The 26443-nt window shown below is 70.6% G+C and carries 20 protein-coding genes; 11 read left to right on the forward strand and 9 right to left on the reverse strand.

All coding sequences use genetic code 11. The features are described 5' to 3' along the window. Positions 1 to 390: 390 nt before the first annotated feature. The 4 genes from ACIBTS_RS14765 to ACIBTS_RS14780 form a co-directional block, all read right to left on the reverse strand. On the reverse strand, positions 391 to 2841 hold the full coding sequence (locus tag ACIBTS_RS14765) for an RICIN domain-containing protein (RefSeq protein ID WP_399319457.1): 2451 nt from the start codon (positions 2839 to 2841) through the stop codon (positions 391 to 393). Positions 2842 to 2990: 149 nt separating this feature from the next. Further along, positions 2991 to 4586 carry an arabinofuranosidase catalytic domain-containing protein gene (locus ACIBTS_RS14770; protein ID WP_399319459.1) on the reverse strand — a complete coding sequence of 532 codons (1596 nt, stop codon included), beginning with the start codon at positions 4584 to 4586 and terminating at the stop codon, positions 2991 to 2993. 688 nt (positions 4587 to 5274) lie between these two features. Then, positions 5275 to 6963 carry a hypothetical protein gene (locus tag ACIBTS_RS14775; protein WP_399319460.1) on the reverse strand — a complete coding sequence of 563 codons (1689 nt, stop codon included), beginning with the start codon at positions 6961 to 6963 and terminating at the stop codon, positions 5275 to 5277. A gap of 630 nt (positions 6964 to 7593) precedes the next feature. After that, positions 7594 to 7815, reverse strand: coding sequence for an RICIN domain-containing protein (locus ACIBTS_RS14780; protein ID WP_399319461.1), 222 nt, complete (start codon positions 7813 to 7815; stop codon positions 7594 to 7596). Positions 7816 to 8517: 702 nt separating this feature from the next. Between ACIBTS_RS14780 and ACIBTS_RS14785 the strand changes: the two genes are divergently transcribed. Beyond that, positions 8518 to 9558 (forward strand): fatty acid desaturase family protein, encoded by a 1041-nt coding sequence (locus tag ACIBTS_RS14785; RefSeq protein WP_399319717.1) that lies wholly within the window; start codon positions 8518 to 8520, stop codon positions 9556 to 9558. A 152-nt stretch (positions 9559 to 9710) separates the two neighbouring features. Continuing rightward, positions 9711 to 10331 carry a DedA family protein gene (locus ACIBTS_RS14790; protein WP_399319463.1) on the forward strand — a complete coding sequence of 207 codons (621 nt, stop codon included), beginning with the start codon at positions 9711 to 9713 and terminating at the stop codon, positions 10329 to 10331. An 18-nt stretch (positions 10332 to 10349) separates the two neighbouring features. Here ACIBTS_RS14790 and ACIBTS_RS14795 read toward each other — a convergent pair whose 3' ends face one another. The 4 genes from ACIBTS_RS14795 to ACIBTS_RS14810 form a co-directional block, all read right to left on the reverse strand. Then, complete coding sequence (locus tag ACIBTS_RS14795) at positions 10350 to 11510, reverse strand: MFS transporter (protein ID WP_399319718.1); 1161 nt, start codon at positions 11508 to 11510, stop codon at positions 10350 to 10352. 26 nt (positions 11511 to 11536) lie between these two features. Then, a complete protein-coding gene (locus ACIBTS_RS14800) occupies positions 11537 to 11863 on the reverse strand; it encodes a Chromate resistance protein ChrB (RefSeq protein ID WP_399319465.1) in 327 nt (108 codons plus the stop codon). A gap of 41 nt (positions 11864 to 11904) precedes the next feature. Beyond that, positions 11905 to 12732, reverse strand: a complete 828-nt coding sequence (locus tag ACIBTS_RS14805) for a ZIP family metal transporter (RefSeq protein WP_319673589.1) — start codon at positions 12730 to 12732, stop codon at positions 11905 to 11907. Positions 12733 to 13018: 286 nt separating this feature from the next. Beyond that, positions 13019 to 13777: a helix-turn-helix transcriptional regulator gene (locus ACIBTS_RS14810; protein ID WP_399319467.1), complete on the reverse strand. Its 759-nt coding sequence runs from the start codon at positions 13775 to 13777 to the stop codon at positions 13019 to 13021. A gap of 119 nt (positions 13778 to 13896) precedes the next feature. Between ACIBTS_RS14810 and ACIBTS_RS14815 the strand changes: the two genes are divergently transcribed. The 3 genes from ACIBTS_RS14815 to ACIBTS_RS14825 all read left to right on the forward strand — a co-directional run bounded on the left by ACIBTS_RS14815 (position 13897) and on the right by ACIBTS_RS14825 (position 15354). Continuing rightward, positions 13897 to 14433 (forward strand): DUF2231 domain-containing protein, encoded by a 537-nt coding sequence (locus ACIBTS_RS14815; protein WP_399319469.1) that lies wholly within the window; start codon positions 13897 to 13899, stop codon positions 14431 to 14433. Positions 14434 to 14509: 76 nt separating this feature from the next. Then, positions 14510 to 14965 carry a hypothetical protein gene (locus tag ACIBTS_RS14820; protein WP_399319471.1) on the forward strand — a complete coding sequence of 152 codons (456 nt, stop codon included), beginning with the start codon at positions 14510 to 14512 and terminating at the stop codon, positions 14963 to 14965. Between the two features lie 224 nt (positions 14966 to 15189). After that, the gene (locus ACIBTS_RS14825) at positions 15190 to 15354 is read left to right on the forward strand and encodes a hypothetical protein (RefSeq protein WP_399319731.1); all 165 of its coding nucleotides are present in this window, start codon (positions 15190 to 15192) and stop codon (positions 15352 to 15354) included. Positions 15355 to 15423: 69 nt separating this feature from the next. Here the strand turns inward: ACIBTS_RS14825 and ACIBTS_RS14830 are convergent, their stop codons facing one another. Then, positions 15424 to 16413, reverse strand: a complete 990-nt coding sequence (locus tag ACIBTS_RS14830) for an ornithine cyclodeaminase family protein (protein ID WP_399319473.1) — start codon at positions 16411 to 16413, stop codon at positions 15424 to 15426. A gap of 981 nt (positions 16414 to 17394) precedes the next feature. Here ACIBTS_RS14830 and ACIBTS_RS14835 point away from each other — a divergent pair. The 6 genes from ACIBTS_RS14835 (at position 17395) to asnB (ending at position 26430) form a co-directional block, all read left to right on the forward strand. Next, on the forward strand, positions 17395 to 18918 hold the full coding sequence (locus ACIBTS_RS14835) for a sugar transferase (protein WP_399319475.1): 1524 nt from the start codon (positions 17395 to 17397) through the stop codon (positions 18916 to 18918). A gap of 82 nt (positions 18919 to 19000) precedes the next feature. After that, positions 19001 to 20320: a nucleotide sugar dehydrogenase gene (locus ACIBTS_RS14840; protein WP_399319477.1), complete on the forward strand. Its 1320-nt coding sequence runs from the start codon at positions 19001 to 19003 to the stop codon at positions 20318 to 20320. Next, positions 20310 to 21575, forward strand: a complete 1266-nt coding sequence (locus tag ACIBTS_RS14845) for a glycosyltransferase family 4 protein (protein WP_399319479.1) — start codon at positions 20310 to 20312, stop codon at positions 21573 to 21575. The genes ACIBTS_RS14840 and ACIBTS_RS14845 overlap by 11 nt, the downstream gene beginning before the upstream one ends. Continuing rightward, positions 21572 to 22942, forward strand: a complete 1371-nt coding sequence (locus ACIBTS_RS14850; RefSeq protein WP_399319481.1) for a Wzz/FepE/Etk N-terminal domain-containing protein — start codon at positions 21572 to 21574, stop codon at positions 22940 to 22942. The genes ACIBTS_RS14845 and ACIBTS_RS14850 overlap by 4 nt, the downstream gene beginning before the upstream one ends. Next, positions 22939 to 24492 (forward strand): Wzz/FepE/Etk N-terminal domain-containing protein, encoded by a 1554-nt coding sequence (locus ACIBTS_RS14855; RefSeq protein WP_399319482.1) that lies wholly within the window; start codon positions 22939 to 22941, stop codon positions 24490 to 24492. The genes ACIBTS_RS14850 and ACIBTS_RS14855 overlap by 4 nt, the downstream gene beginning before the upstream one ends. A gap of 3 nt (positions 24493 to 24495) precedes the next feature. Continuing rightward, positions 24496 to 26430, forward strand: coding sequence for an asparagine synthase (glutamine-hydrolyzing) (gene asnB, locus ACIBTS_RS14860; RefSeq protein WP_399319484.1), 1935 nt, complete (start codon positions 24496 to 24498; stop codon positions 26428 to 26430). Positions 26431 to 26443 lie beyond the last annotated feature (13 nt).

Genomic DNA, 26443 nt, shown 5'->3' on the forward strand with positions numbered 1-26443 from the left:
CATCCCATGTCGCATAGTGATTCCACAGGCTCTGCACCCTGTCAATAGCGGTATCGGAACGACTCGACATTCGATCCATCCCATGTTTTTGTCTGGTCAGACCGTCACGAGGGCACGCCGGAACCCGCGTCCGGCGACGGCCGCCGTGCCGGGCGCGGGTGTTCGTTCCGGGTGCCCCGACCGGTGCTCCTCAGCGGCCCGGGGGCAGGAGCGCGCGCTGCGCGCCGATCACCTCAGCTGACGTTCCAGTGCTGGTGGCGCCGCCGTTGGAGTCCCAGGTCCGGACGGGGCTCTTTGCCGAGCCCTACAGCCGGCGGGGGTAACGAGTACTTCATCAGCGTTCCTCACTGGTGCGGGACAGTGGGTGGGGTGAACGAGGACGAGAGCCGGTCAGCGGGGGGTGAAGGCCTGGTTGCTGCCGGCCGTGTTCTTGCAGGGCCATTGGTCGAGCTGCTGGCCGAGGTTGCTGTCGCCGCCGTGGACGTCGAGGCACAGGCCGCTGTTCTTGTTCTGGAAGGAGTACGAGCCGTCGGTCTGCCGTACCGGCAGCCACAGGCTCGCGGCCGCCTGGTCCGGGGCCTGCTGCACGATGTCGGGCGTACCTGCGGTCGTGGAGCCGCCCGCCACCGCGACGACCTGCCCGGAGTGCTGCGCCCGCAGTTGCCCGTAACCGCCCGAGGCCGGCACGAACTCGAACTGCTGGTTGCTCTGCCCGTTGCAGGTCCACTGGTCGATCGCGGCGCCCGCGCTGCTGGAGTTGCCGTACACGTCCAGGCACAGACCGTTGTTGCCGATCACCAACCGGTGGTAGCCGGTGGGGAAGCCGTCACCGCCGCCCGACGACTGCACGCCCGCCTGCTGGATGACCTGCCTGGCGCCCTGCGGCCAGTTGGTACCGCTGACCAGGACGTTGCCGGTGAGGACGTTGTTGTGCGGAGGACCGGTGGCCACGTAGGTGTTGCCGCCGTTGTACCAGTTGCCGGAGAAGGTGCTGTCGTCGGTGTGGTTGTTCGCGTTGGCGTTGGTGAGCGCCCAGTTGCCGGCGTCCTGCACCACGTTGTTGGACACCTTCAGGTACCGGGAGCCCTCGTCCAGGTACAGCGCGGTGGTGCGATTGTTGTCGTACATGTAGTTCTCGGAGATCACCGAGCCGGGCATCGCGGACAGGCTGTAGATGCTGCCGCCGTCGAACATCGCGTTCTTGGTGTCGAAGACCAGGTTGTGGGAGACGGTGTTGTTCTTCAGCGTCGTGGGAGTGCTGTAGACGGGCTGGTAGTTGTACGTGCCCCGGTTGGCGTAGTCCTGGCTGCCGCCGGGGTCGTTCATCCCCCAGCCCCAGCCGATGTCGATCCCGTCGTAGGGCAGGTGGTCGCACTGGTTGTGGGTGATCGTCGCGTTGGTGACGTAGGTGGACAGGATGCCCGCGGTCTCCTTGTAGTCGGTGCCCGTTCCACTGACCTTGTTGTTGCTGATGGTGATGTTCTGGTTGGTCATCTGCGGGTTTCCGGGGTGGTGCGCGTCCGGCTGGATGCCGCCGACCTGGATGCCGCTGCCGGCGATGTCGGTGAAGGTGTTGCCGGTGACGGTGACGCCGTTGGCGCCGAGTCCGGTGCCGGAGGCCGTGGCGACGCCGTCGTTGCCCACGCCCAGTCCGGCCTGGCCGAGTTCGGAGAACGTGTTGCCGGAGAAGGTGATGCCACCGGCGGCCGAGACCTGTACGGCCGCGGGCATCTGCACCCAGTGGTTACGGGTGGCCTCGAACTGCGTGCACCCCGACTTGCAGGTGCTCAGCCAGTTGGCGGGCATCGCGTAGGCACCGGTGATGTGCGCGCCGCTCTGCTGGTCCGCGTAGCCGTCGGGTCCGCTCGGGCCGAGCCAGGAGGTCCCGGTGAACCGGATGCCGGTGAATCCCAGGCCGGTCGCCGGTGAACTGTAGCTGCCGCTGATGCCGAGCAGGCTCTGCAGCCGGGGCAGTTGGACGTCGAGGCTGTTCGGGTTCTGCCCGGGCTGAGGCCGGTAGTAGAGGTCGCCGGTGGACGAGTCGAGGTACCACTGTCCGGCCTGCTTGAGGAACGCGTAGTTGTTCTCGAGGTACATCGTCCCGCCGGCGAACGGCGCGTTGATCGTGTCGTAGCCCCAGGAGTTGTTGTTCCACGCGGGCTGCTGCATGGTGATCGTTCTGCCGCTGATCGACTGGACCGGCGCGTAGCGGTCGGTGAAGGAGTTGATGCTCTCGACTTCCATGTGCTTCTGGTCCGAGAGGCCGGCCAGGTAGTCGAGGGAGGAGTCGGTGATGGTCAGGCCGGTCTGCGTGAAGGTGAAGCTGGAGCGGGGCACCTGGATCGCCGCCCGCGGTGCCTGCTTGCCGTTGACGTACAACTGACGTGTGTTCACGCCGGTGCCGACGTGGACCGACCAGATATTGCTGTTCTGATCATGAACCTGCCAACCCGAGAGCTGCTGGGCGCCGCTCACGACCGGCTGCTGCCCGGCCATGGCCTGGTAGGTGATGGTGTGGCCGTTCTGGCCGCCGTCGTCGGAGCCGAAGGTCAGCGGCTTGGACAGCCGATAGGTGCCACCGGCCAGGTAGACCACGACGTCCGCGTCGGCCGAGAGCCGGTGCGCGGGCTGCTGCGCCTGCTCGATGGTGGCGAATGGCTGCTCGGCGGTGCCGTTCCCGCCGGGAGCCGCACCCGGCGACACATACAGGGCGGCGGCCGCGATCTGACGCTCGGCGGGTGCGGCGTGCGCGGCCCCGGTCATGGCCAGGCACTGGGCCAGTAGGGCGAGCAGGGCCAAGGGGACGGCCCAGAGGCCGTGGAGCGCTCTGGCTCCGGACATCGTGATCCTCCAGTGGGGACGCATAGGGCCTGTGGTGCGGGGCGGCCGGTATCCGGCGGTGGGGGCCTGTATCCGGCGGTGGGGGCCTGTATCCGGTGGCGGCGGCCCGTGGCCGGGGGTGAGCCGGCCACGGCCGGAGCCGCTCAGTCTCAGCTGAGGCTCCATTGCTGGTTGGACTGACCGTTGCACGTCCAGAGTTCGGCCAGGGCGCCGTTGGCCGTGGAAGCGCCGGTGACGTCGAGGCAGAGTCCGGACTGGGTGCCGGTGACGGTGCCGTCGGAGTTCAGCTGCCACTGCTGGTTGGCACCGCCGTTGCACGGCCAAGTAACCACTTTGGTGCCGGCGGACGTCTGGTTGTTGTAGGCGTCCACGCACATCTGACTGCTGCCGCTGTATACGGTCACCTGGCCCGACGACGTGCGGGTCCAGGTCTGGTTGGCGGCGCCGCTGCAGTCCCAGATCTGCAGCTGCGCACCGGCCGTGGTGGACGAGTTCGGCACGTCCAGGCACTTGCCCGCGCCCACCGCGTGCAGCGCGCCGGTGCTCGTCCCGCCGGAGGAGTTGCTGTATCCGGCCGCGGTGATGTTGGCCTGGACCGAGTTCTCGGTGGCGTCCGAGGGGTAACCGGAGGTCATCACGCCCTCGTAGAAGGTGCCTTGGGCGCCCTTGCTGTTGTCGCCGCCGATGCCCAGGATGATGGCCCCCTGCTTGCGCATCGGGTTGTAGCCCGAGACGTTGGGGCGCGCACCGTCGTAGAAGGTGGAAAGGCCGCCGGACTGCGCGTTGCCGCCGCGGATCGCCCAGTGGTTCGCCCCGCCCTTGATGATGGCGGTCGTGTACCGGTGGTTGATCGTCGGGTCGCCCGCGTTGTAGTGCTGGTTGACTCCGGAGAACAGGCCGTTCTCCAGGTCGGCCATGATCCATGGGCCGTTGCCCGAACCGTAGCCCCACACCTTGATGTTGCCGAAGTAGATGGCCTCCATGGTGCCGTTGCCGTCGTCGTTGCTGTCCGTCTCGGCGTTGCCGTAGTCGAAGCAGCAGCCGCCGTTGTAGTGCGTGCCGTCGAAGATCGCGTACATGCCCTCGGGGTTGTCCCCGGTCGCGATGCCGTTGGTGTGGTTGTTGCGGTAACCCGTGCCGGGCGCCACGAAAACGCCGTAGGCCTTGTGACCTGCCACTGTGGTGGGCGCGGCGGTCGCGTTCGCGAGGTTGTCGGGGCCGCCGGCGGCACCGCCGCCGGGCGCCTGGGTGAGGTTGTTGCCGCGGCCGGACTGGTCGTAGATGATCGTGATCAGGCAGGTGGTCCCCGAGCAGAACGAGTCCTGGGCGGCGGCGTCGGCGTATCCGCCCGCGCTCAGAACGCCGATGTTCCGGGTGGTGTTGTCCGAGGCACGCCGGACCTGGTACAGCGGCCCGGCGTACGAGGCGTACAGGGCTCGCGTCGTGCTGTGCGCCGCCACGCAGGGTGTACCGCCTGCCGCGTAGATGTCGCACGGCCCGGACGTGTCGGCAAGGGCCGTACCCGCCGTGGCCGTGGCGCCGGCCAGTGTGCCGACCACGAGCACGGCTGCGGCCCCCGCACGGGCGAGCACTCTCGGACGGGAGCCGGGCGAGCGCGCCGGCACAGGGACGTGTGCCCGGTACGGCGCGTTGTCCGGCCTGCCACGGCGCCGTAGCCCCGCGAGTAACCGTCGCAGGCCACCGCGCCCGGACAGCGGGTGGCGTCTCGTACGTGTGGTTCCCATCCGATCTCCCTACCGTGCCGACGCAACCCGAACGGGTCGTGTTGGTGGCGCTGACAATCCGGAAGCGCTTGGAGGTGCCGCGTGTGCGGCGAGATTGCAGAGAGGTTTCGGGGGGAGACGGTGCTCTCGGCTTCACGGGCTGTCAAGGGTGTGGAGGTTCCCGCTGCGAACCTTGTCGCGGAATCGGTTCGACGGCTGATTCCTGCGGTTCCGAACCGATCGGTCGCTCGAATTGTTTCGGTGTGCGGGCATGCGGATGGTGGTGTGACCTCCCGCCGCGCAGGTTGGGCCACAGCGGTCCGGCAGCCGGGCCCGGCCCACCGGGCCCCTGCCCATCACGCCCGGTGAACAGGAATGCAGCCGCCGAACGCAGATGACAGAAGGCCGGTCGGGAAAGCACTGGCCGAAGCGCCGGCTCCTCGGCCCACGCGCCGGCGCCGCCTTCGCCGCGCGGCATGCCATCGACCCCGCACTGCACCAGTCGTAGCTTCCCGTCGAAGCGCTTGCATGGAATCGGTTCGCTCCACACCTTCCGGTGGAACGTGAGACGCGGAACGCCTGACGGTTCCCGGCAGCCCGACGCCGCTCCCCGTGTCTCATGGCACTTGGGCATCCTTCTTCCGACCCGAGCCGCCAGGGCGCCTGTTCTGGACCCGTGGAATGCGTACCCGGCGGAGACGGGTGTCCCTCACTCGGCCGGCCGGCAGCCGCGCTCGTCGACAGGCCCTGCGGCATAGTCCGAGGTCAGTCGGTAGACGCCCGCCCGGGGCGCGGTCAGCCGGGTCCACGGGCCGGCCGCGCTGACGCACGCTCCCTCGGCCCGCAACCACGGCGAATACGCGATCCGCACGGTGCTCGTCCCAGCGCGAGGCATCCTCAGTGTCAGCTCCGCCTCTCCCGCTTGCTCCAGTTCGGCCGGGGCGGAGACCAACGGCAGAGTGTCGCGAACTCGATAGATCTTCCAGTAGCGGTCCTGCCAGACGAGCTCCAGCCAGTCCTGTCCCTCCTTGATCAGAGCGGTCTCACGCTCCGCGGACCGGTCTGGTGTGCCGTCGTGCAGGACGACGTAGCCCACCGCCCACTGACGCAGCCAGGCGTGGTAACGCGGCCCGTCGAGCTCGCCCTCGTAGAACAGGCGTCCCCGTTCCACGTCCAACTGCTGATTCCAGCCCCGCATCAGTTCGACGTGCGGGCCGAGGAGGGTGGCTCCACGATGGTCGCGATCCGTCGGCAGCTCGACCCGGCCGCGGTTCGCGCCCAGCCGGGCGAGCGCGGCGAGCACTCCGTCGGTGTGCGTGACCCAGCCCGGCACGGGGTCCGGGCTCCGCAGATGCATCAGCGACGTCACACAGAGATAGGAGACGGAGAGAGCGGTCACCAGCGTCATCGCGCGCACATGGGCTCGACGTACACCGTTCCGGGTGGCTCCGGAGCGGCGGTGCAGCGCGGCCGCCAGCAAAACCGCGGGGGCGAAGAGCAGGGCGAGCCGCTCCACGTTGTTGCCGATCGGAGAGGGGACCAGCCAGGTCAGGACGACCCCGGCGGCGTACAGGGCGGTGCTTGCCCGCACCACCCGCCACTTGCGCGGGGCTGCCCAGACCACGGCGGCGGAAAGCAGCACGGGCAGGATCATGCGGCCCGCGGCCATGGGCTGTTCGCCCTGGAAGGGGAACAGCAGGGTCGTCAAGCCGACGACGGCGACGGGCGGCAGAGTCAGGGCGAGACACTTGCCGTACTGCCGCGCGACCAGATATCCGGCGCCCGCCACCAGCAGGAAGAGCCCGGCCACCGGGCTGCCCATGGTCGCGAACAGCGCCCCGAACGCGGCGACGGCAAGCCGGGCGGGCCGGGGCGCACGGTCGGCCACGGCGAGCAGACCCGCGAGAGCGAAGGCCAGGCCGAGGGCGAACGTGGTGCGGCCGAGCACGACGTTGTACCAGAGGCCCAACGCACCGACCAGCGCGGGCCACAGCGGCACGCGCGCGACGGTGCGCTCCAGCAGCACGGCCAGCATCCAGGTGGCACTGATCCCGGACATCACGGAGACGGCACGGACTCCGAGCAGCGCCATCAAGTGCGGTGATATGACGCTGTAGTTGACGGTGTGGATCCCGCCGAACCAGAAAAGCCCGTACGGCGTGTCCGGGTGCCTGCCCACGAACCCCGCCCACGCGTACTGCGCGGCGAGGTCGCCGCCGTCCGTCGCAAGAACGGCGTCCCACCCCCAGTACAGGGGGAGGACGGCGGCGATGACGAGGAGCGGGACACGGTACCTCGCCGGTCCGGGCGACCGGCGCAGTGCCGGTAGCGATGACGGTGGCGGTGGCGGTGGTTGCAGTGAGGCGGGGGCGGACAGAGTGGAGGACTGTATGGACATATCAGCTTTCCCGGTGCGGTACGGACGCCGTGCGAGCCCGCCGAGGAATTTCGTTGCCCTGAGGGCTCCTCAAAGTCGCGGACCTGCGCGGGCGTCACGGCCGGGCCTCTCCCGTCCCTCGCGCCCACTCGCCTGTCGCGCACCACTTCAGCGCCTCGGCCCGTAGGCCGGCTCTCCCGCGTGCCGCCACCGCACGCCCGGACCGATCGGTCGACTCGCCGACGCCGTCGCGCAGCACGCCCGTATCAGCTCGCCTCCCGCCCGCCGCGGCAGTGTTGAACCACGCTGCGCGGACTGCGCAACTTGCTGACAGCGCCAGCGCCAAGAGGCCGACATCATGCACTGAACCACTCCGGTATCGGTGGGGGATTCGGGCTGGGGCCGCCTCCTACCCAAGCGGACTACGGACATGAGTCGGATCGCGTCTCCGACCATCATCCGGACCATTCCCGGGCCGGCAACCCTCCCCCGGCTTTGGCAGAGGCTATTTCCACAGATCAGCCGCATGCAAGGCGGGCACCTCAGCACAGCTCTCCGACATCCGACACGGCCGGGAAGGCAAGGCGATCGCTTCCAGACTGGCTGGGTCAGGGCCCTGCGCGCAGTCGACGACGAGTGGGGGTCAGCCGATCAGTTGATGCGGACGATCTTCCAGAGTTGGTCGTCGACGTTCAGGTCGTTCCACTGGACGACGGAAGCTCCGTCGACGGTGGAGGACTGGGCGACGCCGGCGTGGAGGCCGCTGTTGACGTTCTTGAGTTCGTAGTAGCCGTTGCCCGCGTCGGTGAGGGTCCACGGCCGGAGATCGAGTCCTGTGAATACATGTATCTCACATCCTCTTGATCGGTTCACAGCCGTACTGAGTGGTCCGCCGGTCCGGTGGTCCAGCCGTGCCGAGTGGTCCAGCCGTGCGCGCGATGCGCCGGCGCCTCGTGGGAATCCGGAAGCCGGGAAGTCCGCTACCGCGCTGCGCGGGAGCGGATACAGAAGACGGTGTGACGGTGCGGGCCACGACGCATGGTGCGGCTCTTTTCCGGCCGGATCCGAGGTAAGCCGGCCTGTGCCCTGCCCGAGGGGGACGCCGAAACGCGCGGTGCGTCCGGTGCGTCCGGTGCGTCCGGTGCGTCCGGTGCGTCCGGTGCGGCAACCGTACCCCCTCAGGACCCCGTCACATGCCGGACGCAGGACCCCGGGCCGGCTCGCCGACGCGTCACCGGGCTCTCCCCGGCTGGTCCGGGAACCTTCCCGACACTTCGGACGTTGTGGGCATAGGTCTCGGCCTGCCGGCCCCTGACGAGGCCGGTGCCGACCTCTTCGACCACCACTCGGCGACCGACGCCGACGGCGTCCGCTTCCGCGCACTCCGAGGGCTCCCCTCCTGCTGAGGCAGGCCGCACCGCGGGCCTGCCGCACGCGGTCTTCCGCAGGATTCCCGTCGTGTGCGGCGTCCTGCACCCCGCCCCTCGCGCCGTGGGCAGCGCCATACATCCCGAAGGGAACACTGTGACCATTGACGTCAACGACCGGAGCTTCGATCCGGCGGGCCACGCCGAGATGACCAAGCCCCCGCCCGGCAGCCGAGGCAGCGAATACGCCGCGCTCTCCCGCGAGGTCCGGCAGAGCGGGCTGCTGAAGCGACGACCGGGCTACTACAGCGTCAAGGTCGGCGCGAACCTGCTTCTGCTGGGCGCCGGCTGGACCGCGTTCGCGCTGATCGGGCAGTCGTGGTGGCAGCTGCTGACCGCCGCGTTCCTCGCGGTGATGTTCACCCAGACCGGGTTCATCGGCCACGACGCGGGGCACCACCAGATCGCCGCCTCCAAACGCGTCAACAACCTGCTCGGCCGCGTGCACGCCGATCTCCTGATCGGCCTCAGCTACGGCTGGTGGATCGCCAAGCACAACCGGCACCACTCCCACCCCAACCACGTCGACCGCGACCCCGACATCGCCGACGGCGCGATCGCCTTCACCCAGGATCACGCCCGCGTCCGCAGCGGGGCGTACGCCTGGCTGGCCCGGCACCAGGCCTGGCTGTTCTTCCCGATGCTGCTCCTCGAAGGACTCGCCCTGCACGTCGCCGGCGTACGGGCACTGCTCGAGCGCACCGGCACCGCGACCTCGCGGACAACCAAGCTGGCCGACGCGGGACTGCTGACGGCGCATCTCGGGGGTTATCTCGCCGCCCTGTTCGTGGTCCTGTCCCCCGTCCAGGCCGTGTGCTTCCTCCTCGTACACCAGGGACTGTTCGGTCTCTACATGGGGTGCTCGTTCGCCCCGAACCACAAGGGCATGCCCATCTTCGCCAAGGACGACAAGATCGATTTTCTGCGCCGGCAGGTACTGACCTCACGCAACATCCGCGGTCACCGGTTCACGGACTTCGCGCTCGGCGGGCTCAACTACCAGATCGAACACCATCTGTTCCCCTCCATGCCGCGGCCCAGCCTGCGCCATGCCCAGAAACTCGTGCGCACGTACTGTGCCCGGCACGGCATCGCCTACCACGAGACCGGGCTCTTCAACTCCTACGCCCAAGTACTGCGGCACCTCCACGCCGTCGGCGGGCCGCTGCGCCCCGAGCTGGAGTACTGATCACTTCGCCGTCCCCTGGAGCGCCGGCGCGTGAACGCGCGCGGCACCCTGGCCGACGGTGGCTCGGAGCGACGGCCGTCCGGGGCTGCGGGACTCGTTCCCTCGGCCGGCGCGCAGGGCTCGGCCTCGCACCGGGGACGTACGATGGGGGCATGGCCCCGCCCCTCCCGGGCCCGCTGGCCCACCTGGCTCCTCTCCTCAGCCACTACGGTTACTGGGCCGTCGGTGCCGTGATCTTCGTGGAGGACTTCGGATTCCCCGCCCCGGGCGAAACGATCCTGATCGCCGCGGGCGTCTACGCCGGGGCCGGGCGGCTGAACGTCGTCGCTGTCACGGTGCTCGCGTTCGCCGCTGCGGTCGCAGGCGACAACGTCGGCTACCTGATCGGCCGGTCCGGCGGGCGCGCCTTCGTCCACCGGTGGGGCCGCTACGTGTTCCTGACCCCGCAGCGCTTCCACACGGCCGAGGAGTTCTTCACCCGCCGCGGCGGCCAGATCGTCACCGTCGCCCGCTTCATCGAGGGACTGCGCCAGGTCAACGGCATCATCGCGGGCACCAGCGGCATGCCCTGGCGCCGCTTCCTCGCCTTCAACGCCCTCGGCGCCGCACTCTGGGTCGGCCTGTGGGTGACCCTGGCCTACGCAGCCGGCACCCACATCACCACCCTCTACGACGAGATCACCCGCTACCAGCTCTACGCACTCATCGCCCTCGGCGCCCTGGCCGCCGCGTTCCTCGCCCGACATCTGCTACGGCACCGGCATCACAACTGACTTACCCCGTAAGTCCGTTCACCCTTCCGCCCCGGGGCCGGGCACGGCCGGCACAGAGCGACGGTGGACGAACGCGACCACCGCCCCCGTCCCGATCAGAGCCGCGAGCGCCCCGAAGCCGTAGGTGAGCGTGGCGAACGAGGCGACGGCGGCCACGAGCAAGGGCCCGCCCGCGTCACCGAGTTCGCGGCCCAGTTCGGCGGCGCCCATGGTCTGGCCGAGTCGCTCGGCAGGCGTGCTCGTCGCCAGCGCGGCGAAGCCGAGCGGGGTGATCAGCCCCGTGCCGACGCCGATCAGGGCAGCACCCAGGAGGATGCCGGTCAGACCGGGCAGCATCGCGCAGGCCAGACCCGCAGCGGTGGCCAGCAGTCCCGCCGCCAGGCCGGCACGAGTCGTGAGACGGCCGTCGTCCAGAGCACGACCAGCGCGCGGCTGGACGACAGCGGCACAGGCGGCGAGCACCGACACGGCTGCCCCGGTCGCGACCGTGCCCAGCCCGGCGACGCGGCCGGAGACCGGCAGGAAGCCAACCCCGACCGACAAGGCCGCGGTCGCCGCCGCGAGCGCGGCCGTCGGGGCGAGGAAGACCGGGTCGGCCAGCCGCCGAGCCAGGTCCAGCACCGTCTGCCGGGCCTTTGGCAGCGGTGGTACGACGGGAACGGCGAGCGCGGCCCAGGCGGCGACCACCGCGCCGAGCCCCGCGAGGACGGCGAACAGCAGCCGCAGACCCCCGGCCCACACCAGGACGCCGCCGAGCAGCGGACCGAGGGTGTAGCCGATGGACTTGTAGAAGCCGTAGCTGCCGAAGGCCCGCCCGTGTTTCGCCGCCGGATTGAGCCTGGCGACCAGCGCGGAGGCGGACGGCGAGAACGCGGAGGCCGCGGCCCCCTGGCCCAGACGGGCGGCCCACAGCCAGCCCGGGCTGTCCGCGACGACGTACAGCGCGGAGGCGACGGCGAAAGCGGCGAGCCCGCCGAGCAGCACGGGGCGGGCGCCGACGCGGTCGGCGAGCGTGCCGAAGAGCGGCTTGAGGAGCACCTCGGCACCGTCATAGAGGGCCAGCAGCCCACCGAGCACCAACAGGGAGGTGACCGCGCCCTCCGTGTGACCGCCGAGGTTGGCGGCGATGCCGTGCGCGCCGAAGGCGGTGGTGAACCCGGCCGCGTACAACGGCCACATCTGCCGGGGCGGAGCGGCCCGCCCGCTCACTGTCGCCCCTCCGGCGTCCGGCGCGGAGCCGGTGTCCGGCGCGGAGCCGGTGTCCGGCGCGGAGCCGGTGTCCGGCGCGGAGCCGGTGTCCGGCGCGGAGCCGGTGTCCGGCGCGGAGCCGGTGTCTGGTGCGGAGCGGCGAAGACCCGCTCGGCGTAGTCCTCACAGGCTGCGGCACACTGCTTGAGCCGTCGGCCGCAGTCGGCCAGGGACTCCGCCCAGGCCGCGGACCGGGCGGCGGTGAACAGCACCTGGAAGCGGGCCGCGTCCTCGGCGCTGCGCCCTGGGGCCTGGCCGAGGGAGAGCGCGGCGGCCTTGCGCAACTCCCTCCATACCGCGACCCGGCGCCGTGCTGGACGATTCATCAGGCCCCGGCGGCGGTGACGACGGCGTCGGTGGCGAAGCCGAGGACGAGGCCCAGCAGGACGCACCAGGTGGTCAGGGTCTTCAGGGCGGCCTTGCGCGCGACGGCCAGCAGCTCGACGACCACATAGAGGATCGACCCCGCGGCCAGCCCCAGGAAGGCGATCGACACCGTGTCGTTGACGAGGTGCTGGCCGACCACGGTGCCGAGGAAGGTCGGACCGCCGCCGATCAGGCCGAGCAGCAGCAGCGTGGCCCATGAGGGGCGTTCGCCCTCGGCGGCCAGCGGGGCGACGATGCCGAACCCTTCGGTGGCGTTGTGCAGGCCGAAGCCGATGATGAGGAGTACGGCGAGGGAGAGTTCGCCCTGGGCGGCGGAGTTGCCGATGGCCAGGCCCTCGGCGAAGTTGTGCAGGCCGATGCCGATGGCGATCATCAGCGCGAGCGAGCCGGCCTGGCTGCGGACTCCGGGGGCCAGCTCGGCGGACGCGGCGGCACCGGGGCCGACGGGCCGCCGGTCGGAGACCGCACGGCGGGCGATCCAGCCGTCGTAGTACACCAGGCTCATCAGCCCGACTCCGAGACCCACGGCGAGGGTGAGGCCCCCGGAGGCCACGGTGCCCCAGTCGTGCTTGCCCAGCGCGTCGTCGACCGGCTCCCAGGCATGTGTCAGGACGTCCCAGACCAGGAAGATCAGGATGCCGATGGCCACGGCGTTCAGACCTGCGCGCAGCCGCGGGTCCGGGTTGCGCAGTCGGCCGAGGGGCAGGCCGAGGTAGATGGTGAACCCTGCGATGGCGCCGAGCAGGGCCACCTGGGAACCGGACATAGGGGGACTCCAGTGGGATGAGCGGAGAAGTACACCTCTAAAACTAGGCTAGGTAAGCCTTACCTAACAGGCCCTGTAGGCGATTTTGAGAAATGCTTGGCTTGTTCCTTGCACTCCATCCCGCCCCGCTCCACCCCGCCCCGCCCCGCGGCGCGGCTCGGCGCGGCTCGGCGCGGCGCGGCTCGGCTCGGCGCGGCGCGGCTCGGCGCGGCTCGGCTCGGCTCGGCGCGGCGCGGCTCGGCGCGGCGCGGCTCGGAGTTTGCCGTCGCGCCACCGCCTTCAGCCGTCAGCCGCCAGCCGCTTCGGATGTCCCGTCGTCGGGATCCGTGCCGGCCGGGGTGAGCTGGACGCAGCATGCTCCGGGCTGCGGGGCCAGGACGGCTTGCACTCCGCTGATCCGCAGGCCGTCGAGGTAGCCCGTGAGGAAGGCGTGGTTCATGCCGCACACCAGGTCGGGGGCCCTGGCGGCCAAGGGGTGGAAGGGGCAGTTGCGCAGCCGGATGTGCGTGGGGGTTTCACGAACGGGTTCATAGCCATGCTCCTCGAGCATGCGCTCGCAGGTGGTCAACCCGCGTTCGGCGCCGAGTCGGCCGGGACGCGTCCGCTCCCGTTCCGTCTCGCCCATCTGCCGACCGCGTACTCCGGCGGTGCGGGTGGCCGCTTGCGTGGCGCTCTCTTCGGGACCCTCGGTCAGGACGGCGTCCAGCAGGAGGTCCGCAAGGAGTTCGTGGCGCCGGTCGGGGATGCTGACGGTGAGCTGGGTGCCGGTGGGCTCGTAGACCTTGGGCTGCCGGCCGACCTTGCGGATCCCGCCGGGCGTTTCGTAGCGGGCGCGCAGCAGGCCGGCGTCGACGAGCTTGTCGAGGTGGAAGGCGGCGAGCTTGCGGGATATGCCGACGCTGGCGGCGGCCTCGTCGCGGGTGACCGCCCGGCCGGCGCGCCGGATGAAGGCGAACATGCGCCGTCGGGAGTCCTCCCCCAGGACGCTCACGGAGTCGATGGCGGCGTCGGCCGCACGGGTCGGCGGTATCGGATCGGAAGACACGGGATCACGATAACTCCTGCCCTCGTGGGCATCACCGTCCTTTGCATGCCTGGACCTGGAGGGCTTGACGCATAGACTTGATAAGTCCAAGAGTCGTTGGTGAAACTACGGAGGTCGCGATGGTCAGTGAGTCTCAGCTTCAGGCGAAGCGGCCGGTCAGTGCCGCGCTCGCCGGCCCGTACGGCCATCCGTTCCACCCGATCCTCGTGACGGTGCCGATCGGCGCCTGGGTGGCGAGCCTGGTGTTCGACATCGCCTCCCACGTGGTGCACGATCCGGCATTCCTGACCCGGGGCTCGGAGTGGCTGATCGCGATCGGGGTGATCGGCGCGCTACTGGCCGCCGTGGTCGGCTTCCTCGACCTGTTCGCCATTCCCGCCGGGACTCGCGCGTTTCGCACCGGCCTGGTGCACATGACGCTGAACCTGGCCGTGACCGCCGCCTACGTCGTCAATTTCGTGTGGCGCTACGGCACGTACGCCGACGGCGGCAGCGTCGGCGTCGGCAAGCTCGTCCTGTCCGCGGTCAGCCTGGCGGCTCTGGGTTTCTCGGGGTTCCTGGGCGGCAAGCTCGCCTACCGCTACGGCGTGCGGGTCGCGGACGAGAGCACGCAGGCCGAGGGATACGGGCCGGGCGACGCCGGCCGGGCCCGATGACACCCGCCCGCACCCCTCTCTCGACGTCCGGTGCCGGTCGGCTGCCCGCCAACCATCCATCGTTGAGGAGTTCGTCATGGACATCGCCGCACTGATCGCCTGGGTGGTCACCGCCCTGGGCGGCTTCTACCTGCTCGGTACGTGGATCCAACGCGGCGGCATCCGGCAGCAGCAGTCCGGTGCCAGCCGCCTGCCCGCACCGGTGGTCTTCGGGCACTTCGCGCTGGCCGCGATCGGCCTGGTGGTGTGGATCATCTACATCGTGGCCGACAAGGACGCCCTGGCCTGGACCGCCTTCGGCCTGCTGCTGCCGGTCGCCCTGCTGGGTTTCACGATGCTGGCCCGCTGGATCCCCGTCCACCGGTCCCGTTCCTCGGTCATGGCCGCCCCGGCCGCCGCCGCTGCGGGGACAGAGGCGACCGTTCCTGCCGAACGGCACTTCCCGCTGCCCGTGGTCCTGGCGCACGGCCTGCTCGCCGTGGCCACCCTCGTCCTGGTTCTGCTCACCGCCCTCGGTATCGGCGGCAGCTGATGTGAATGCGATTACCGAGTCCGCCGCACTCAAATGCGCGCACGGCCGCATCTGCAGGCAAGTGAACTCGGTGAAGAAAAAATGGCCGGCGTGTTCGCATTCACCCTCCCTCCTCCCCCCGGCTCCGTCGCCGTCTCCTGCGCAGTCCTGCGCTAGGTGTACTGCCCTGTGAGGTTGGGGACGCGGCTGGCGGGTGGTTGGCCTTTCAGCGCGGTGTGTCCGCGGTGGTGATTGTAGGTGTGCAGCCGGTCGGCGCGACCCGCCCGCTGGACCCGCTGCTGGTCCTGGCCGGCGTCATCGCGGGCGTCGCCGTCCTGTGCCTGCTCCTGGTCGGCTCCCGCTCCGCCGCCGCGACAGCCACGGCCTCCGACACGGCGAAACAAAGCTGACGCCACCGGGCCGCGGCAGGCGACGCCCGTGCGGCACCGGCCATCGGGGCCGCGAGCCGGACAACGGCGTCACTGCAACGTGATCTCCTCGCCGATGGCCCGGTGGCGGGCAGCGGTGACGACCAGGCCCGCGGCCACGGCGTCCTGCACGGCGACGCCGACGGATTTATAGAGGGTGATCTGGTCCGTCGAGGCACGTCCCGTTCTGCTGCCGGAGACGAGTTCGCCCAGTTCGGCGTGAATATGCTCGGCGGTGATGAGACCGTCGCGGATCGGGATCAGCAGGTCGTTGCTGCCCGCGGGGAAGGGGGCCAGCGCTGCCTGCCGCGATTCCACGCACACCAGCGACTGGGCGATCGTGGCGTCGTCGACCTCGCGTCCGGCCGGGTTGTACCCGACCGAGGTGATGTGCACCCCGGGCGCCAGCCAGGGGCGGCGGATCACCGGTTCGAGGGAGTGGGTGGTCGCGGCGGCGATGTCGGCGCCGTCGAGCGCTTCGGCGTAGGTGGACACCGCCCTGACGTCCGTCTCCAGTTCGGACGACAGTTCCTCGGCCAGGGCGGCTGCCTTCGCCGGGTCCCGGCCGGCCACGCGGATCTGCCGGATGGGGCGGACCCGGCACATGGCGCGGGCGTGGGACCGGGCCTGCACGCCAGTGCCCAGGACCGCCAGCACCGAGGCGTCCTCGCGGGCCAGCAGCCGCGCGGACAGCGCCGAGCAGGCGCCGGTCCGCGCCGCGGTGATGGCCGTACCGTCCAGCAACGCCGCAGGCTCGCCGGTGTCCGGGTCGAACACCACGATCAGCGCCTGGTGGGTCGGCAGTCCGGTCCCGGCATTGCGCGGGAACAGGGAGACCAGCTTGCTCATGAGGACCCCGGCCGACGGCACGAAGCCGGGCATGGCCGCCAGGAACCCGTCGCGTCCGGGCACCAGGGCGGCGACACGGTCGGGTGCCGACGCGCGGCCCGCGCTGAGGTCCGCCATCGCCGCGGCCAAGGCATCGATCAGTGTGTCCACGTCGAGCAGAGCCTCGACCTGTGATCGCCCGAGAACAAGCATGCGGTGCTACCTCCGGAACGCGGTCATCCGGCCGACGACCGCTCCGTCGAAGCTTCGACCGCAGCTCCCGGCTCCCGGCTCCGACACGCCGCCTTCATGCGCACGTCCCTCTCCAAGCGCCTCAGCCCCTTCCCCTGTACACCGGCATCGAAAGGCATCGAGGTACGGCCGCCACGAGCCGGGCCGAGCCAGGCCGGTGCCCCGGTTTTGGGCCCTCCGGTCAGGCGCCGTGAGTCGATGTGCGTCAAATCGGCGTAACCAGATTTCGGTCAGGTCCGCCCCTCATCCTTCGAGCTCCGGCTGACCGTGTACGCGACCCTTCTCTCAGCGCGGGGATCGGCATCGCGCCGTGCACCCCACCCCCAGGCGGCTGCGCCCGCCCTTGGACATGCCGCCGACCAGCGAGAAGCCGATGCCGAGCCGGGCGTCGCAGAAGGGTCACCGCGGCTCGTAGATCACCGCCGTACAGAAGCCGCGGCCGGAGGCCCGGCGAGTTGCCGGAGCCGCGCGGTGGTGTCAAGGCATCCGCAGGCCGTCACCGGCCGGTGGATCAACTCTCAAAGCTTGAACACAAATTACACACATCCTCTCTTCATTACGGTGCCGCATGGTCTAGATTGACCGTGCTTCAGCGGTTCGAGCAGTAGCGACCGCTAATGACCATACGTCCGGTGCCACAGAAAACCAGCAGTCTCGTCCCCGGCACCGACGTGGGGGTGATCAACTCTGGGAGCCCGACAGGGGCTTCGGGTGCGGGGAGCACCCGAGGTTTCGACGGGATCCCCCGTACCCCGGGAGACCGGCAGGACCTGCGAGTCCGCTGCCGCCCGGGTGGGTTGTCCAAGTAACTCTGCAACAGCTGGCATGTCGTGCGCGGGAGGCGGGGGCCTCCCGAGGGGAGGAGGAGCGCGGCACGGGAGGCGGGGGCCTCCCGAGGGGAGGAACAGGACGGGAGGCGGGGGCCTCCCGGGGGGAGGAACAGTGTTGGGCGAACACGTCGAACCACTGGGGAACCTGGGGGGTTCTGTACGGCAAGGGGGTGTAGTCAGCCCGTTTCCGTCGGCGCGCGAACATCTGGCGAACGGGGCCATCAGCGGACCCGCCATCGAATGGGAGCAGCGGTACCGCCGCACCGTGATCACCAGCGACACCGTGGCCACCGCGTTCGTGGTGGTGGCGATCGGCAACTTCTTCGGAGCCCGGGACGCGGCCAACTGGCATGAGAAGTGGGTGATTCTCGCATTCGGCACCGAACTGCTGGTGCTGGGGGCACTCGCGGTGAGCCGGTCGTGGGCTCCGGCCGTACTCGGCCAGGGCGCCGAGGAATTCCGCCGGCTCGGACGCTCACTGTTCACGGCGACCGTCGTACTGGCGCTCGGCGGGATCGCTCTCACCTCGCGCAACATCAAGCTCTGGATCTTCGTCGCGATCCCCGCGATCGCGATCGTCACCATGACCACGCGGTATCTGCTGCGCCTCTCACTGCACAAACAGCGCAAGGAAGGCCGCTGTCTGAGACCGGTGCTCGCCGCCGGGAGCCCGGCCACCGTGCGCGACCTGATCACCCGGACCCGTAAATTCCCGCACCTCGGCTGGCGGGTGGACGCGGTGTGCACGACGGACGGTCTCGCGCTCGACGGCGACCATGTGGACGGCGTGCCGATCGTGGGCCGTCTGGCCGACGTCGCCTACCACGTCCACCGCGACGGCTACCGCGTCGTCGCGGTCACCCCGGACCCGCACTGGTCACCGGACCGGCTGCAGCGGCTGGCGTGGAACCTCGAGGGCAGCGACGCCGAGATGGTCGTGGCCCCCGTACTGATGGAGGTGGCCGGCCCGCGGCTGCACGTCGACGCAGTGCTCGGGATCCCGCTGCTGCGGGTCAGCATGCCGACCTTCACCGGGGGCCGCCGGGCGGTCAAAGGGGTGGTCGATCGAATAGGCGCAACGTTTCTGCTGATGTTGTTCGCGCCGCTGATGATGTTCGTCGCGCTGCTCGTGCTGGTGGACAGTCGGGGTGGGGCGTTCTACCGCCAGCGCAGGGTCGGCAAGGACGGCCGCGAGTTCACCATCCTCAAGTTCCGCACCATGGTCGCCGGGGCCGACCGGGCACGTGCCGAACTGGCCGACCGCAACGAGGGCGCCGGCCTGCTGTTCAAGCTCCGCCGGGATCCGCGGGTGACCCGGGTGGGAGCGGTGCTGCGCCGGTACTCGCTCGACGAGCTCCCGCAGCTTTTCAACGTGCTCACCGGATCGATGTCGCTCGTCGGTCCGCGGCCCCCGCTGCCGGAGGAGTCCGCCGCGTACGGCCCGGACATCCGGCGGCGGCTGCTGGTCAAGCCCGGCCTCACCGGTCTGTGGCAGATCAGCGGACGCAGCGACCTGTCCTGGGAGGAGGCGGTGCGCCTCGACCTGCGGTACGTGGAGGACTGGTCACTCGCCCTGGACACAGTGATCTTGTGGAAGACGCTGCGTGCGGTGCTCTCGGGGCAGGGGGCCTACTGATGCGCGGAGGGCTGCAACTCGACGGTCCCGCCGAGAGGCGGACCGCAGGCCGCAAGGGCCTGCCTGGGGGGAGGAACAAGGCATGAGAGTCAGCGTTTTCGGCCTCGGCTACGTGGGCTGCGTGTCGGCCGCGTGCCTGGCCAGCATGGGTCACGAGGTCATCGGGGTCGACGTCAACCAGGTGAAGGTCGACCTGGTCAACGACGGCAAGGCCCCGGTGGTGGAGGAGCGGATCGGCGAGCTCATCGCCGAGGTCGTGCGGACCGGAGCGTTGCGCGCCACCGGCGACGTCCGCGAGGCCGTCATGGACAGCGAGGTGTCGCTGGTCTGCGTGGGCACGCCGTCGGAGCCCAACGGCAGCCTGTGCACCACATACTTGGAGCGGGTCACCGAGCAGATCGGCGCCGCGCTGGCCGAGCGGGGCGGGCGGCACACCGTGGTGTTCCGCAGCACCATGCTCCCGGGCACCTGTCTGAACCTGCTGGTGCCGATCCTGGAGAAGTACGTCGGCGGCACGGCCGGGGTGGACATCGGGGTCGCGGTCAACCCGGAGTTCCTGCGCGAGGGCACGAGCGTCAAGGACTTCTTCGACCCGCCCAAGACCGTCATCGGCGAGCTCGACCCGGCAAGCGGCGACGCGGTGCTGGCGCTGTACGACGGCCTGCCCGGCGAGGTGTTCCGGGTGCCGGTCCCCACGGCCGAGGCGATCAAGTACGCGGACAACGCGTTCCACGGCCTCAAGATCGGCTTCGCGAACGAGCTGGGCGCGGTGTGCCAGGCGCTCGGAGTGGACTCGCACCAGGTGATGGACGTGTTCCTGGCCGACCGCAAGCTGAACATCAGCCCCGCCTATCTGCGGCCCGGCTTCGCCTTCGGCGGCTCCTGCCTGCCCAAGGACCTGCGCAGCCTGGTCCACGCGGCGCAGCGGGCCGACGTCTCGGTGCCCATCCTCGCCCATGTGCTGCCCTCCAACTCCGACCATCTGCAGCGCGCGGTGGAGCTGGTCGAGCGCACCGGCAAGCGCCGGGCGGGCCTGTTCGGGCTGTCCTTCAAACCCGGCACCGACGACCTCCGCGAGAGCCCGCTCGTCGAGCTGGCGGAGCGGCTCTTCGGCAAGGGCTACGACCTGAAGATCTACGACGCCAACGTGAGCCTCTCGCGGCTGCTCGGCGCGAACCGCGAGTACATCGAGACCCGGCTGCCGCATCTCGCGCACCTGCTCGCGGACTCCGTCGAGGAGGTGCTCGACCACGCCGAGGTGTGCCTGGTCGGGACCAGGGATCCGGCCGTGCTGTCGGCGCTGCCCCATGGCACCGACGGCCCGCTGATCGTCGACCTCATCCACCTTCCCGACGCCGACGCGCGGCGGGCCGAACCGGGGTACATGGGCCTTGCTTGGTGACGCGGGAAGCGGCGACCGGCCGGACCGGCGCGCGCTGATCCTGGTGGAGAACCTGTCGGTGCCGTTCGACCGGCGGGTGTGGCAGGAGTGCACGACGCTGCGCGACGCGGGCTGGACGGTGCACGTCATCTGTCCCCAGGGGAGCAAACGGGACACGGAACCGGAGGCCTTGATCGACGGGGTGCGGATCCACCGCTACCCGTTGCGCGCGGCCACCGGTGGGCCGGCCGGCTATCTGCGGGAGTACGGATCGGCGCTGTGGCACACGGTCCGGCTGGCCCGGAAGGTCGGCCCGGTCGACGTGGTCCACGCCTGCAACCCGCCCGACCTGCTGTTCCTGCCGGCCCTGTGGCTGAAGCGGCGCGGCGCGCGGTTCGTCTTCGACCAGCACGACCTGGTGCCCGAGCTGTACCTCTCCCGGTTCGGCCGCGGCAAGGACCTGCTCTACCGCGCCGTGTGCGCGCTGGAACGGCGGACCTACCGGGCCGCGGACATCGTGCTCGCCACCAACGAGAGCTACCGGGACGTCGCGGTGCGCCGTGGCGGCAAGCGGCCGGCGGATGTCTTCGTGGTGCGCAGCGCGCCCGACGTCGACCGCTTCCATCCCGTGGCGCCGGAGCCGGAATTGAAGCGCGGCAAGCCGCATCTGCTGTGCTACCTCGGCGTCATGGGCCCGCAGGACGGCGTCGACTACGCGTTGCGGGCGCTGGCGAAACTGCGCGACGAGGTCGGGCGGACCGACTGGCACGCGGTGTTCGTCGGCGCCGGCGACACCTTCGACGCGATGGTGGAGCTGTCCCGGCGGCTCGGGCTCTCGGAGCAGGTGCAGTTCACCGGACGTATCCCGGACGCCGACCTGGTGCGCTACCTGTCCACCGCGGACGTATGCCTCTCCCCCGACCCGCACAATCCGCTCAACGACGTGTCCACCATGAACAAGGTCCTGGAGTACATGGTGATGGGCCGGCCGATCGTCTCGTTCGATCTGAAGGAGGCGCGGGTCTCCGCCGGTGACGCCGCCCTCTACGCGCCCGCCGACGACGAGACCGAGTTCGCCGAACTCGTGGCGCTGCTGCTGGACGACCCGGAGCAGCGGGCCCGGATGGGCAAGATCGGCCAGGAGCGGGTCAACGGGCCGCTCTCCTGGCGGAACTCACAGGCGTCGCTGCTCGCCGCCTACACCGCTGCCTGCCGGGACCACGCTCCGGCGTCGGCGGGCAACCCGTACCAAGCAGGGAGAAGGCCGCACAGTTGAGCGATGACACCATACGCCTGGCCACGATCGGGCGGATCATCCGTCGGCGCCGGCGGCTTCTCACCCTTCTCGCCGTGCTGGGTGCGCTCGTCGGCTACGGCACCTCTTTGCTGATTCCGCCGCGTTACACGACGTCGGCGTCGGTCCTGCTGCCGGGAGCATGGGAGGAACGCGAGCTGCTGACGCAGACGGAGATCGCGACCAGTTCGGTGGTGGTCGACCGCGCGGCCGCCACCCTGCGCTGGACCGGGGTCAGCGGCAGCGAGCTGCGGGATCAGGTGAGCGCTGCGGCCGCCGACGGGAACATCATCAAGATCTCGGGCACGGCCGACACCCCGAAGCGCGCACAGCAGCTCTCCGACCAGGTGGCCCGCCAGTTCGTCGCCTTCGCCGCGCAGATCGCGGGCGACAACACCAACCCCGAGAGGACGGCCCAGCCCGAGGCACTGCGGCAGCTGGTGACGCAGACCAGCCGCCGCATCAGCGAGCTGGCCGACGCCACCGATCCGGGGCGGACCGTGGAGAGCGTGCAGACCCGCACCGAGCTCGCCAAGCTGCGGACCGCGCTGCAGGACGCCGTCAACAAACTGAACCAGGCGGCCGACCCGGCTGCCGGCAAGGCCAACATGGTCGTCATGGGGCCGGCGGCCCTGCCGACCGGCGAGGCGCCGCCGACGAGGGTGCAGCTCATCGCCGGCGGGGCACTGCTGTTCTTCCTGCTCGCAGTCATCGGCCATCTCACCGCCGCGCGGATGAGCCGCCGACCGCGCACCGAAGGGGAGATCGCGGCGGCGCTCGGCTCGGCGCTGCTGGGCACCGTCGACGTGCCCGGTGAACAGCCCGCGCACCGGCCGCGAGGCCGTGGCGCGCGAGCCCGGATCCGCCGACTGCTGGGCACCGACGTCCGGTGGGACCTACCCACCCCGCAGACCTCCGGCGACGAGGCCGGCAGACAGATCCGCTACCGGCGGGTGTGCGCCCGTATCCGGGACCGACTACCGGCTCCCCGGCGGCTGCTGGTCGTCGTACCGGACGGCGACGAGATCGCACACCTGGCCGCCGGGCAGCTCGCCGCCGAAGCCGGCGGCGATCCGCTGCTGCGGGTGGTGGAGATTTCGGTGTCCCAGCCGATGGTGGCGGACCGCGACCTCGAGTCCGGCGCCCTGGTCGTGCTCAGCGCGGGCAACTGGACCGCGGGAGAGCTCGCCGGCCTCGCCGAGGCGTGTGCCGACGCGGGGCACGAAATCGTCGGCATCGTCCTCGCCGGCGTGGTCCGGGCCCGCCCGACGCAGTCTGCCGGCCATCCACGGCATGCCGCCACGCCGGCGCTCGCGATCGGCAACGACGCGACGGGAGGTACAAGGTGACCACGAGCACGACTTCGCAGTCGTCGACCGCCGCTCCGCTGCTGGACCTGCAGTCACTGGTGGTGGCGGTGCGCAGGCGCCGCCGCCTCTGGTGCTCCATGGCGCTGCTGGGGCTGTTCGCCGGCGTGGCGGTGGCGGTCCTGTTGCCGCCGCCGCCGAGCGCGGTGACCAAGGTTCTGGTCGCCCATCAGGAGGACCAGCCGAACGACCCCGGAACGCTGATCCGCACCGACGTCGCGCTGCTGCAGACCACGCGGATCGCCGACGCGGCCCTGCAGTCCCTCAAGTCCCCGGAAAAATCGGAGGACTTCATGCAGGACTACGGGGGCGCCGGCCTGACCAACAACCTGCTGCAGATCAATGTGACAGGCGCCAGCGACGCGGAAGCGGTGGCCCGCGCCAAGGCCCTGGCCGATGCGTTCATCGCTGACCATGTGAGGCGGATACAGCAGGCCGCGGACGCCCAGGCCAAGGCCCTGCTCGCCCAGCGTGACCGACTGCAGGACGAACTCGCCCAGGTCAACACGTCGATCGGAGACGCTTCGCCGGACAGCGGACCGAAGGGGTCGGCGAACCTGGAGTCGCTCTTCGCCCGCCGGGCCGAGCTCACCTCTCGGATCACCGATTTCGGCCAGCGCGCCGCGGAGGCGCGCGTCGGCACGCCGCAGCTCATCGCCGGCACCCAGATCGTGGACGCTCCGCGCGCGGTGGCGCACTCCCTGCCCAGGACCGCTGCCACCGACGCCGCGATCGGACTCGTCCTCGGGCTCGCCCTCGGGCTCGCGGTGGCCGCGGTCGCCACGGTGGTGGCGGACCGCCCCGTGCTGCGCCGGGAGATCGCGGCGAACCTCGGCGTCTCCGTCATCGCGGAGCTGCCGAGCCGGTCGGCCGGGCCGTGGCAGCGCCGCCGGATCCGAGCCGCACGCGAACGGCTCACCGCGTCCCTGGCCCGCACCGTGCGCGGCTCCGCGGAACCGGTGTCGCTGCTGGAGCTGGGCTGTGCGCGCAGCACGAGCGTGATCGCCCTGGACCTCGCCGGAGCACTGGCGGCGGACGGGCCCGTCGTGGTCATCGATGCTCTGCCCGGCCGGCAGCTCGCCGGCCGCCGTCCGAAACCGGGGGACCCGACCCTGGTCAGCGGCGAACATGCCGCGGCCGTCTCGCACGAGGAACTCCGGCTCGGTGTCGGCTCGGTGGCGCCCGGCACGGCGTGGACCGACCTCCAGTACCTCGGCACTCGGTCCGTGCTCGTCGTGCGTGCCGGGCACGGCAGCGCCGCCTGGCTGCACACCGTGGCGCGGCAGCTCGCCGACCAGCGCATCGCGGTGATCGGTGTGGTGCTGATCGACCCCGATCCGCGTGACCGGACCGACGGCACCCTGTGGGACGGACTGCACACCGCGCTGCGCGGCCAGCACGAGCGGCCGGCCCGACACAACGGTGGGGGTGCCTCCCACGCCGTTCAGACAGTGAAAGAGGGCCGACGGCAGACGGAGCGGCTGCCGATGTGGGCGGCACGGGTCCCGGACAACGACCAGGAAGCGCGGTAGGACATGTGTGGAATCGCAGGCACTTACCGATGGCCGGACGGGAAGGCCGTGGCCGACCGGCTCACCGACACCCTCGCCCACCGCGGTCCGGACGCGCAGGGACGGTACGGCCACGCCGCCGGTGACGGCGAAGTGCACCTCGGGCACCGCCGGCTGGCCATCATCGACCTGTCCGAGACCGGCGCCCAGCCGATGGTCTCGGACGGCCTCGCCCTGACGTACAACGGCGAGCTGTACAACGCGCCCGAGCTGCGTGCCGAGCTGGCGGCCACCGGGGTGCGCTTCCGCGGCAGCTCCGACACCGAGGTGCTGCTGGAGGCCTGGCGGCGCTGGGGCACGGACTGCCTGCCCCGACTGCGCGGCATGTTCGCGTTCGGGATCTTCGACGAGCGGACCGGTGACCTGGTGCTCGCCCGCGACCAGCTCGGCATCAAGCCGCTGTTCCTGCTCCGGCGCGGCGAGGGTCTGGTGTTCGCCTCGGAGCTCAAGGCGCTCGCCGCCGTGACCGGCGGGTCGCTGCAGGTGGACCCCGCGGCGCTGGTGGCCTCGCTGCTGTACTACTGGGTGCCGGACTCGCGGTGCGCGTTGCGCGAAGCGGAGAAGCTGCCGCCGGGGAGCTGGCTCAGGTGCCGGCCCGACGGCCGGGTGGAGCGCGGCCGGTTCTGGAACCTGAGGGACGTCGCCGCCGAGGGCCGGGAGCGGGCCCGCAGCGGCGAGCAGCCGGACCTCGCTGCCGTCGTCGAGGAGTCCACCCGGCGCCATCTGATGTCCGACGTGCCCGTGGCGACCTTCCTCTCCGGCGGCCTCGACTCCAGCTATCTGACCGCGCTGGCGGCCCGCCACCAACCGGGGATCTCCGCCTACACGATCGGCTTCCGCGCCGAGGACGCCAGGTTCGAGGCGATGCCGGACGACCTGCGCCATGCCCGGCAGGTGGCCCAGCAGTTCGGCGTCGACCTGCACGAGATAGAGATCGCTCCGAACGTGCTCGACCTGCTGCCGCAGATGACGTACCACCTGGACGAGCCGATCGGCGACCCCGCGGCGATCAACACGTTCCTGATCTGCTCGGCCGCCCGGGAGGCCGGGGTCAAGGTGATGCTCTCGGGGATGGGCGCCGACGAGCTGTTCGCCGGATACCGCAAGCACCTGGCCAACCTGCTCGCGCTGCGCTACCAGCGCGTCCCACGGCCCCTGCGGCGCGGCCTGTCCGCGGCCGTGGACCGGCTGCCGGTCGCCTCGGCCCGCCGGGGGTACCGGTCGGTGCGCTTCGCGAAGCGGTTCCTCTCCTTCGCCGATCTGCCGGAGGAGACCGCGTTCCGTCGCAGCTACACCATGTACGACCGAGGCGAGCTGCTCGCCCTGATCGACCCGGACCTGGCGGGGACGGTCGACGACGTGCTGACCGAGCACGCGGACGTCTACCAGGACAACGACCTCGACGACTTCGTCAACCGCATGTGCCTGGGCGACGCCCGGATGTTCCTGCCGGGCCTGAACCTCACGTACACGGACCGCTCCAGCATGGCCGCGTCGACCGAGGTGCGGGTGCCGTATGTGGACGTCGAGGTGGTCAGGGCCGCGTTCGCCGTGCCGGGCGAACGCAAGATCGTCGGACGGCAGGGCAAGGCCGTCCTGAAGGAGGCGGCCGTCTCGGTCCTGCCCCGGGAGATCGTGTACCGGCCCAAGGGCCTGTTCAGCGCCCCGCTGCGCGCCTGGATGAGCCGGGATCTGGCGCCGCTGGTGCGCGAGGTGGTCAACGACGGCGTGCTCGTCCGTTCCGGGTTCCTGCGCCGCGACGCGCTGGCGCGGATGGTCGCCGAGGACGCCGCCGGGCAGCGGGACTTCTCCAAGCATCTGTGGCATGTGCTGACCCTCGAGTACTGGTATCGCGGCGCGACCTCCCGGGCCGGCCAGAACTCGTCCTTGACGGCGTAGAGACAAGAGGACT

Source organism: Streptomyces sp. NPDC050121 (assembly GCF_044460385.1).
Lineage (GTDB): Bacteria > Actinomycetota > Actinomycetes > Streptomycetales > Streptomycetaceae > Streptomyces > Streptomyces soliscabiei.